Below are 9805 nucleotides of genomic sequence, written 5' to 3'. Positions count from 1 at the left end.
TGCGGGTGTGGCGGGTCTGCAGGCGATCGCGACCGCGCGCCGGTTGGGTGCGAAGGTGCGGGCCTATGACGTGCGGGCGGCGTCGGCGGAGGAGGTGCGCAGTCTCGGTGCCGAGTTCGTCGAGCTGGAGCTGCCGACGCTCGAGGGTGCCGGTGGTTACGCGCGGGAGATGACCGAGGAGCGTTCGCGGCTGCAGCGTGCGCTGCTCGCCCCGCACGTGGCGGATGCCGACGTGCTGATCACCACTGCCGCGGTGCCCGGCCGGACCGCGCCGGTACTCGTGACCGAGCAGATGGTGGCCGCGATGAGGCCCGGCTCGGTGGTGGTGGACCTCGCGGCGGAGTCCGGCGGCAACGTCGAAGGCGCCCGGCCCGGCGAGGACATCACGATCGGCGGCGCGTCGGTGTGGGGAGGGCACAACGTGCCGAGCCAGCTGCCCGCCCAGGCGAGCCATCTCTACAGCACCAACGTCGTCAACCTGGTGCTGCTCATGCGTTCCGAGGACGGCTTCGCGCCCAACTTCGACGACGAGATCGTCGCCGGCGCCTGCGTCACGCACGCGGGCGAGGTCCGGCACGCGCCTACTCGGGAGGCGCTGGGCGAAGCGCCCGGCTGAGCCCCACCGCGGTGGCGATCGTCGCGAGCGTGCCCAGGCCACCGGCCAGCACCAGGGTCACCGGCGCCGAGGTCACGTCGAGCAGTACGCTTCCGCCCACATAGGACAGTGCGGCGGCCACGCCGATCGCGCCGTACAGGTTGCCGAACACCCGGCCCAGCATGCTCGCCGGCACCAGGCGCGGGAGCAGCGTGTTGGTCGCGACGTCCATCGCGGCGATGCCGATGCCGCGCACGGTCTGCACGGTGAACGCGGCGGCCACCGCCCACGCCAGCCCGGTCAGCAGGTTCCCGACGCTGCTCACCGCGAACCCGGCGAGCAGCAGCACCACCATCGACACCCGGGTGCCCAACGCGGTCAGCAGCGCGTAGCCGGCGACCAGCCCGATGCCGACCGCGGCCAGCAGCAGCGCGACCGCCGCGTCGCCCGCGTCGAACGTGTCGGTCGCGAGGAACACCAGCGCCACGTCGTCGACCCCGTTGCACGCCACCACCGCGCAGAACCCCAGAGCGATCACCCGAACCGGCCCGCGTGACCAGATGAACCGCAGGCCGATCCGTGCGGAGCGGAGCAGTGGCTCGTGCTCGGCGGCACCGGGGCGCAGCCCTGGCACGGCGAGCAGCAGTAGTGCGGAGACCAGGAACGACGCGGCGTCCACCAGCAGCACGCCCGGGATGCCGAGCACCCCGACGAGCGCGGCGGCGATCAGCGGGCCGAGTGCCTCGCCGCCGTTGGAACCGAAGCCCAGCACCGAGTTCGCCGCCGGCAGGTCGGCGTCCGGGACCAGCGCCGGCACCGCCGCGCGGGACGCCGGCAGGAACACCTGGCCGGCCGCCGCGCGCAGACCCACCAGCACGAGCAGGATCGGCAGCGGCGGCAGGGTGAGCGCGATCGCGCAGATCAGTCCACCTTGGACCAGCTCCGCGGCGATCATCACCCGGCGCAGGTCGAACCGGTCGGACACCGCGCCCGCGAGCGGACTCAGCAGCGCCGGCGCGAAGTCGCCGACCAGCAGCAACAACGCCACCGCGAGCGCCTCGCCCGCGGTGTTCGCCGTGTACAGCATGAGGGCGACGAGGCTGAGCGAGTCGCCGGTGAGCGAGACGATCCTGGCCAGGGCGAGGGCACCGAACGCGCGGTTGCCGCGTACGAGGCCCAGCGCCCCGGACCGGGTCACGGAGTCTTGGCCTTCATCGGTACGTCGCGCACGATGGCCCACACGATCCCGACCGCCACGACGAACAGCGCGGCCGACCCGGCGAGCACCACGCCGGTGGCGATGTCGAGGTCGGCGAGCTCGTCCCCGAAGAACGGCAGGCCGCCGCTGCGGGTCGCGACGATGCTCGGCAGCACGATCAGGAGCCCGGTCGGGATGGTGAGAAGCCGATGCCGGTGGAGCGGAAGAAGCCGAGCCCGATGACCACACCGGCGATCGTCCACATGAGAAAGATCAGCCAGAACGTGCCCAGGATCGCCGGATACTGGCCGGCGGTGGAGAACATGCCTTCGCGAGAGCGTCTGCGGCCAGCCGAACAACGCGTAGAACCCGCGCTCCAGCAGGTATCCGACCGTGATCAGCACCGCGGTGAAGCCGGACATGATCACCGTGTACGCCACGGCCTGCCCGATGAAGTCGCGCCGGGTGCGCCCGTGCGCGAGGTGCATCCGCAGGTACGTCGAGACGACGTCGATGCCGAGCCCGAACACCAGCCATCGCGGCGCCTGGGTGGCCGCGTAGTGCAGGACGCTCTCGGAGACCCCGCCGCCCGCGCCCGCGCCTGCGCCTGCCGCTCGCCGTCGAGCTCGCCGTGGACCATCGCGGACTTGGTGCGCCCCAACGTCTTCACGCCCAGCACGCGCATCCCGGTGACGAACCGGTCGACCGTCTCGACGTCGCCGGTGACCGCGGATCCCGCCGCGCGCAACGTCTCCGCCTGCTCGTGCAGCACCAGTCGCCCCTCGTCGAGGATGAGCACCTCCTCGAACAACGCGCTGACCTCCTCGATCAGGTGCGTCGAGATGATCATCGTGCGCGGGTGGGCCATCGCCTCGGCGAGCAGCGCGTCGTAGAACTTGTACCGCGACGGCGCGTCGAGCCCGAGGTAGGACTCGTCGAACATGGTGACCTGGGTGCGCGAGGCGCGGCCGATCGTGATGCCGAGCGCGCACTGCCGGCCGTGCGAGAGCGAGCCGACGGACTTGGTGAGCGGCAAGGAGAACAGCTCGGCGAGCTCGGTCGCGTAGCCGGAGTCCCAGCTCTCCCGCAGGTACCCGGCGAACTCCAGCACGTTGCCGCCGGTCAGCGTGAAGCGCGCCTCGTCGAGCGCGGTGACATCGTGGTACCGCAACGACAACCGGTCCGCCTCGATGATCGTGCTCATTCATCCCTCTCCGGTGAGTTCGGTGATCCGCTCGATGAGCTCGGACACCGGGACGCCGATGGCCTTGGCCTGCGCCACCATCGGATCGACCACGTCGGTGAGGAAGCTCTTGCGGCGCCCGGCCCGCAACTTTTCCGGCGCGTCCGGGCTGACGAACATGCCGATGCCGCGCCGCTTGTACAGCACGCCGTCGTCGACGAGCTGCTGGAACGCCTTGGCCACGGTGGCCGGGTTGATCCGGTGGAACGCCGCGTACTTGTTGGTCGACATGACCTGCTCGTCGCCACCCAGCGTCCCGCTCAACACGTCGGCCTCGATCCGGTCGGCGATCTGCCGGTAGATCGGGCTCCGGTCGTCGAACATCCGCGCCGCCAGCTGGGTCAGTCGGTTCATTACTCAACTAATGAACCACAGCACCGCCCCGCGAGTCAAGCCCGCGGGGCGCCGGCACCCGGGGTCTAGCAGGAAAGCGCTTTCTCAGGTACTTTCCGAGATGACGTAGGTCCGGAACGTGACCACTGGAGCGCACCTGAATGGACCAGACGAGACGTAGAATCCTGCAGACAGTCGCCGTCACCACGGTCGCCGCCACGGCCGGCGCCGGCCTGACCACCGCCACCGCCGCGGCCGCGAGCCCGGGCCGGCACCGGAGGAGCATCCCGGACAGCGGCATCGGCATGCACCTCTACACCGTTCGCGACATCCTGGCCGCCGATCCACTCGGCACACTGATGGCGATGGCGCGGATCGGCTACGAGTGCGTCGGGGTAAGCGCATTCCCGAGGCCGGCGGCCGAGATCCGGGACATGTGCCGCGAGGCCCGGCTCAACCCGGTGATCCTGCACGTCGGACACGGCGACATCACCGGGAACTGGGCGAACAAGCTCGCCGAGGCGAAGACCATCGGCGTCAGGTGGGTCGTCCTGTCGTCCTTCCCGGGCGACATGTACACCATCGAAGGGATGCGGCTGGGCGCCCAGCAGCTCACCGAGGCGGGTGTGGCCGCGCGGGAGCTGGGCATGGGCATGCTGCACCACAACCACGACTCGGAGTTCCGCGTCATCGACGGCAAGTCGCTCTACGAGATCCTGCTGCACGAGACTGACCCGCGCTACGTCGACTTCGAGCTGGACCTCGGCTGGGCGGACCGGGCGGGTGCGGACAGCAGGTGGCTGTTCGAGGACCACCCGGACCGGTTCCCGGTGCTGCACGTGAAGGACCACAACGGTGCCGGCGGCTGGACCGACGTCGGGGCGGGCGTGGTCGACTTCCGCCGCATCTTCGAGAAGGCCGACCGGGGTGGCGTCCGGTACTGGCTGGTGGAGCGGGACGACCAGCCCGCACCGCTGGACACCGCGCGCAACAGCTTCGAATATCTGGACAACGTCCGGTTCTGAGGTCTGTACCACGTGGCGATACCGGTGTAGGCAGTAGGGATGGCACAGAATCCCGAGCAATCCAAGGCATCACGGCGAACCTTTCTCGCGGCCTCGGTGGCGGCCGGCGGTGTGTCACTCGTCGGGGTCCCCGGGGTCGCCTCCGGCGATCCCGGACACGGCCACGACTCCGACCGGCCGCCGCTGGCGCAGAAGCCGAGCAAGGAGCTGAGAGGCATCCTGCGCGAGCTGGACCAGCGGCGGATCGAGGCGACGGTGGCGAAGCTCGTGTCGTTCGGTACCCGGCACACGCTCTCCGTGCAGGACGATCCGGTACGGGGGATCGGCGCGGCGCGGGACTGGATGTTCGCCGAGATGTCGACGTACGCGGAGGCGTCCGACGGCCGGATGACCGTCGAGCTGCAGTCCTACATCCAGGAGCCGGACGGCGGCCGGATCCCCGTCCCGACAAGGATCACCAACGTGGTCGCGACACTGCGCGGCTCGACGTCGCCGGAGCGGGTGTACGTGGTGACCGGGCACTACGACTCGCGGGTCACCGACATCATGAACGCGACCAGCGACGCGCCCGGCGCCAACGACGACGCGTCGGGTGTGGCGGTCGTGCTGGAGCTGGCGCGGGTGCTCGCGAAGCGCGCGCCCGAGGCGACGATCGTGTTCGCCCCGGTGGCGGGCGAGGAGCAGGGCCTGTACGGCTCCGCGCACCTGGCCGAGCTGTTCAAGGCCGCCGGTACCGACGTGCAAGCCATGTTCACCAACGACATCGTCGGCAGCAGCACCGCCGACGACGGCACCCGGGACCCGCGCACGATCCGCCTGTTCGCCGAGGGCGTGCCGACCGCGGAGACCCCGCAGGAGGGCAACATCCGCCGTGCGGTCGGCGGGGAGAACGACTCGCCGTCCCGCCAGCTGGCGAGGTTCGTGCGCGAGGTGGCGGACAACGACGAGACCGGGATGAACGTGCGGGTGATCTACCGGCGCGACCGGTACCTGCGCGGCGGGGACCACATCAGCTTCCTGGAGCGGGGCTACCCCGCGGCGCGGTTCACCGAGCCCAACGAGAACTTCGCCCACCAGCACCAGGACGTGCGGGTCGAGGACGGCAAGCAGTTCGGCGACCTGATCGAGTTCTGCGACTTCGCGTTCGTCACCCGGGTGGCCAAGGTCAACGCGGCGGCGCTGTGGTCGCTGGCCACCGCCCCGGGCGCGCCGAAGGGCACGCACATCCTCACCGCCAACCTCACCAACGACACGGACCTGGTGTGGGAGCGCGGAACCGAGCCCGACATCGCCGGCTACGAGGTGGTGTGGCGGGAGACCACCGCCGCGGAGTGGACGCACGCCATCCCGGTCGGCGACGTGACCGCGACGAGCGTCGACATGTCCAAGGACAACGTGTTCTTCGGGGTGCGGGCGGTCGACCGGGCCGGTCGTCGCGGCCCGGTCGCCTTCCCGACCCCGCAGTCCTAGAACACAAGTCCTAGAACTGCACGAGTGCCGTGCCGGTGATGAACTCGTAGGCGAAGTTGACGAAGAAGAACCCGAAGAAGATCACGTTGAGCACCAGGATGATGTAGTGCCAGGGCCGCGGGCGGGCGGCCCTGGGCAACCTGGAGTTCAGGTACATCAACGCGAACGGGAACATCAGCGCGCCGAAGTTCGACATGTTCGCCGAGATCTGCACGAGCTCCGTCGGCAGCGCGAGGTGCAGTGCGCCGCCGATGACGACGATCAGCAGGAGCATGAACGGGTAGTAGAACTTCCGCGGATCCTCCTCGAGCCTGCGGCGGAGCTTGGGGCTGATGGCGTGCGAGGCGTCGGTCAAGTTGCGCACCAGCGCCTCGAAGATGCCTAGCTGGGTGGAGAACAGCACCAGCACACCGACGAACAGCATCAGGTAGAACATCCACGTGCCGTACTCGGCGCCCAGCTTGTCCGCGGTGAACGTCGGCACGTTGGCCGTGGTCGGTGCCTCACCGCTGGTCTGCACGACCCGTGCCATGAGGATCGTCGGCAGCAGCATGCCGATCATCGCGCCGCCGAAGAACACCACCCACAGGTCGATCATCAGCAGCTTGTACCAGCGCTTCCACCGCGACGTGTTCGCCGCGGTGTCCGGGAAGGTCACGCCGACCGGCCGGATCGTCTGCCGCTCGCCGCGCATGCCGGAGAGGAACCCGACCCGCGAGCCCATGCCGTAGCCCTTGTCCCGGTAGTGGTTCATCGCGTACCAGTTCAGGCCCGACGCGAGTGCGGTGAACCCGGCGAGCCCGCCGAGCGTGGTCGCGGAGATCCCGGGCGGTGGTGCCGCCGGGGTGACCAGGCCGCGGACGCCCTCCCACCAGATCGACCACGGCACGATCGCCAGGCACACGATGATCAGGATCGTCAGCAGGATGCCGATAATCACGAAGTTGGCGAGCTCCAGCGCGCGGGAGATCTTGCGGGCCACGGCGGTGATGAGGAAGACGACGAGCAGCAGGCCGATGGCGAGCACGCGGACCCACTCGATCTCGTCCGGCTCGTGCAGCCGCCCGGTGATCAGTGCGAACAGTCCCTGGCCCGCGCCCGCGGCCCACCCGCCGAAGATGAAGGCGAAGTAGAACGCGATGAGGGCGAAGGGAACCCACAGCTTCCAGCCGGGCGGCACCCGCCCGAACCCGACGATCGGCACCTCGCCGGTCGCCATGACGTAGCGTGAACATTCGACGTTGTAAAAGGTCTGCAGCACGGCGGAGACGGTGATCACCCATCCGACGCCGATGAATCCGAACTCCCCGATGGCGTTCGGCCCGAGCAGCCACTCGCCGCTGCCGATCGAGATGCCGAGCGCGATCAGGCTCGGCCCGATGACGAACTGGATGATCTGTCGCACGCCGAGGCGGCGAACCTTGAAGACTTCCTCTGGTTCCGGCAGGTCCGCCACGCCGAGGGGCGGGCGGCTGACGCCGAGGTGGTATTCCGAGACGGTTTCGGTGGTTTCCGAAGTGGCGGGTCCATCGACATCGTTGGCCATGGCGACCTCCTCCGTCTGGAATACTGCATACCCTCCTAATTCGTCAATCTTGTGCGCTCTGCGAACTCTCCCAGTGGGAACCGCCCGCCAACGTGCTGGGGTGACCGTCCTGTCGCGACGGCTCGTCGCGAAAGTGTCGATGGGGTGGGTCGTCCTTGTGTCCACGACCGACGGCGACATGGGCCAGCCGGTGGCCACCACCAGCGAGTACGGGGTCCTCGGGCCAACATGCCCCGAACGCGTCGTTGGGGACGTTGAGCGTCCCGAGCGCGTCGTTCAGGGCGTTGGACGGGCCCGGCTCAGTCGCGGTCCTCGCGTACGGAGTCGATCACGATCGGGCCGGGCCGCTCGGGCCGTACGACCTCGGAGTCGACCACGAGCACCTGCTGGGGGCGGGCTGCCCGGCGCGCGTCGGCCCGCCGCAGCACCCGGCGCCGCACGACGGCCCGGGTGGGCGGGAACAGCAGCAGCAACGCGAGCACGTCCGAGACGAACCCGGGGAAGAGCACCAGCGCGGCGGAGACGCCGACCAGCATGCCGTCGACCATCTCCGGCGACGGGTCCCGCCGGTTGCGCACCGCGTCGGAGAAGGCGGTCAGCGTGCGGGTGCCCTGCCTGCGCAGCATCGCCACGCCCACCACGGACACGACGACCAGCAACAGAATGGTGGTCAGCACACCGATGGCCTGCCCGATCGCGACGATCACCGCGATCTCGGCCAGCATCATGACCAGCAGGAGCACGAACACAGGCACGGCAGTGCCTCCCTCATAGAAGTCCCGTCACCCCTACAACGCCCGAAAGTCCCAAAACGCTCCCGATCATCCCTCCCGGGCGGCAAGTGCCTGCCTGACCAGCGGAACCTGCATCGGCAGCCGCGCCACGGCGACGGCTTTCAACGCCGGATGCCGCGCGACCTTCACGGACTTGATATTCCCCGGGAACACGGCGACGAAGAACGCCGCCGCGAGGGTGCCGCCGACCCACCGCGTCCGCGGCACGGCCAGCAGTCCGGCCAGCCCGAGCTCCACCACCCCCGACGCGTAGGTCCAGAACCGCGCCGACCCTGGTAGTGCGGACGGCACGATGGCGTCGAACTGCTTCGGCGCCACGAAGTGCAGGGTTCCGGTGGTGGTCAGCAACGTGGCCAGCCGCACCGCGGCCCGCCTCCCCGAACGGCTCATGAGTGGCACCCTAACGGTGGCCATCTTCTACATAACCTTGACGAGCGCCATGCATGTGTAGAGGATAGGATGGTCCCACCACGAGGAGGGGGTCCCGATGGTGTCCTTCGACGCGCATCCGGACGGCTACCGGCACTGGCGGCTCCGGATCGAGGGCAGCATCGCCTGGCTGGTGCTCGACGTCGACGAGCAGGGTGGCCTCGTCCCGGGCTACGAGCTGAAGCTGAACTCCTACGACCTCGGCGTCGACATCGAGCTCTACGACGCCACCCAGCGGCTGCGCTTCGAGCACCCCGAGGTCCGCACGGTCGTGGTCACCAGCGGCAAGGACAAGGTCTTCTGCGCAGGCGCGAACATCCGGATGCTCGCCGGTTCCGCACACGAGTGGAAGGTGAACTTCTGCAAGTTCACCAACGAGACCCGCAACGGCATGGAGGACGCCACGGCCAACTCCGGCCAGACCTACCTGGCCGCGGTCAACGGCTCCTGCGCGGGCGGCGGCTACGAGCTGGCGCTGGCCTGCGACCACATCGTGCTGGTCGACGACAACTCCTCGACCGTCTCGCTACCCGAGGTCCCGCTGCTCGGCGTGCTGCCCGGCACCGGCGGCCTCACCCGCGTCGTCGACAAGCGCGGTACCCGCAAGGACCTCGCCGACGTGTTCGCCACCCGCTCCGACGGCGTCAAGGGCACCACCGCGCTCGGCTGGAAGCTCGTCGACGAGCTGGCGCCGCCGCGCAAGTTCGAGGAGACCGTCCGGCAGCGCGCCGCCCAGCTCGCCGAGCGGTCGACGAGGCCCGTCGACGCCACCGGGATCGAGCTGACCCCGCTGCGCCGCGACCGGTACGTCACGTCGGTGCTCGACCGGGAGGCCGGCACGGTCGCCATCACGCTGCGGGTGCCGGACACCGTGACCGGTGGGCTCGAGCAGGGCGCCGAGTTCTGGCCGCTGGCCATGACCCGCGAGCTGGACGACCTCATCCTTCGGTTGCGCGCCAACGAGACCGAGCTCGGCACCTGGATCATCCGGACCGTGGGCGACCCGGGGACCGTCGAGGGCTACGAGCGGCTGCTAGCCGGGTATTCCGCACATGGGGGTTGATCAACTCGAGTTGGTTGTCGGGTGCGGTACTTGATCATCTTAGGGTGGTGGGGTCGACGCCGAGTAGATCCAGGAGCCGGGCCTGAAGTGGTGAGGGTTGGGGGATGCC

General features: G+C 69.5%; 10 protein-coding genes and 2 pseudogenes. 4 read left to right on the top strand and 8 right to left on the bottom strand.

The genetic code is table 11. The features are described from left to right. Positions 1-616: pseudogene (locus tag GEV28_RS40160) on the top strand (NAD(P)(+) transhydrogenase (Re/Si-specific) subunit alpha); the annotation flags it as partial. On the opposite strand, the gene GEV28_RS40155 reads toward GEV28_RS40160, so the two are convergent. The 5 genes from GEV28_RS40155 to GEV28_RS40135 all read right to left on the bottom strand — a co-directional run bounded on the left by GEV28_RS40155 (position 582) and on the right by GEV28_RS40135 (position 3390). Next, positions 582-1793: an MFS transporter gene (locus tag GEV28_RS40155; protein WP_291419279.1), complete on the bottom strand. Its 1212-nt coding sequence runs from the start codon at positions 1791-1793 to the stop codon at positions 582-584. The pseudogene GEV28_RS40160 and the gene GEV28_RS40155 overlap by 35 nt on opposite strands. Then, positions 1790-1969 carry a hypothetical protein gene (locus GEV28_RS40150; protein WP_291419276.1) on the bottom strand — a complete coding sequence of 60 codons (180 nt, stop codon included), beginning with the start codon at positions 1967-1969 and terminating at the stop codon, positions 1790-1792. Before GEV28_RS40150 ends, GEV28_RS40155 begins: the two co-directional genes overlap by 4 nt. A 2-nt stretch (positions 1970-1971) precedes the next feature. Further along, a complete protein-coding gene (locus tag GEV28_RS40145; protein ID WP_291419274.1) occupies positions 1972-2118 on the bottom strand; it encodes a hypothetical protein in 147 nt (48 codons plus the stop codon). Positions 2119-2217: 99 nt separating this feature from the next. After that, positions 2218-2997, bottom strand: coding sequence for a hypothetical protein (locus GEV28_RS40140; protein ID WP_291419272.1), 780 nt, complete (start codon positions 2995-2997; stop codon positions 2218-2220). Next, entirely contained in the window at positions 2998-3390 is a 393-nt protein-coding gene (locus GEV28_RS40135) for a GntR family transcriptional regulator (protein ID WP_291419270.1), read from the bottom strand. A 140-nt stretch (positions 3391-3530) separates the two neighbouring features. Between GEV28_RS40135 and GEV28_RS40130 the strand changes: the two genes are divergently transcribed. Together GEV28_RS40130 and GEV28_RS40125 are read left to right on the top strand one after the other, a co-directional pair. Then, a complete protein-coding gene (locus GEV28_RS40130) occupies positions 3531-4394 on the top strand; it encodes a sugar phosphate isomerase/epimerase (protein WP_291419268.1) in 864 nt (287 codons plus the stop codon). 39 nt (positions 4395-4433) lie between these two features. Then, positions 4434-5864 (top strand): M20/M25/M40 family metallo-hydrolase, encoded by a 1431-nt coding sequence (locus tag GEV28_RS40125; RefSeq protein ID WP_291419266.1) that lies wholly within the window; start codon positions 4434-4436, stop codon positions 5862-5864. A 10-nt stretch (positions 5865-5874) separates the two neighbouring features. Here GEV28_RS40125 and GEV28_RS40120 read toward each other — a convergent pair whose 3' ends face one another. The 3 genes from GEV28_RS40120 to GEV28_RS40110 all read right to left on the bottom strand — a co-directional run bounded on the left by GEV28_RS40120 (position 5875) and on the right by GEV28_RS40110 (position 8594). Continuing rightward, complete coding sequence (locus GEV28_RS40120; RefSeq protein WP_291419264.1) at positions 5875-7410, bottom strand: Nramp family divalent metal transporter; 1536 nt, start codon at positions 7408-7410, stop codon at positions 5875-5877. Between the two features lie 299 nt (positions 7411-7709). Beyond that, positions 7710-8165 carry an FxsA family protein gene (locus GEV28_RS40115; RefSeq protein WP_291419262.1) on the bottom strand — a complete coding sequence of 152 codons (456 nt, stop codon included), beginning with the start codon at positions 8163-8165 and terminating at the stop codon, positions 7710-7712. Positions 8166-8231: 66 nt separating this feature from the next. Beyond that, entirely contained in the window at positions 8232-8594 is a 363-nt protein-coding gene (locus tag GEV28_RS40110; RefSeq protein WP_291419260.1) for a hypothetical protein, read from the bottom strand. 97 nt (positions 8595-8691) lie between these two features. Between GEV28_RS40110 and GEV28_RS40105 the strand changes: the two are divergent. Then, a pseudogene (locus tag GEV28_RS40105) lies at positions 8692-9663 on the top strand (enoyl-CoA hydratase-related protein); the annotation flags it as partial. Between the last annotated feature and the right edge of the window lie 142 nt (positions 9664-9805).

It is taken from the genome of Actinophytocola sp. (assembly GCF_009379765.1).
Lineage (GTDB): Bacteria > Actinomycetota > Actinomycetes > Mycobacteriales > Pseudonocardiaceae > Actinophytocola.
Note: the sequence above shows the minus strand (reverse complement) of the source record. Positions and strands in the feature narration are given on the sequence as shown.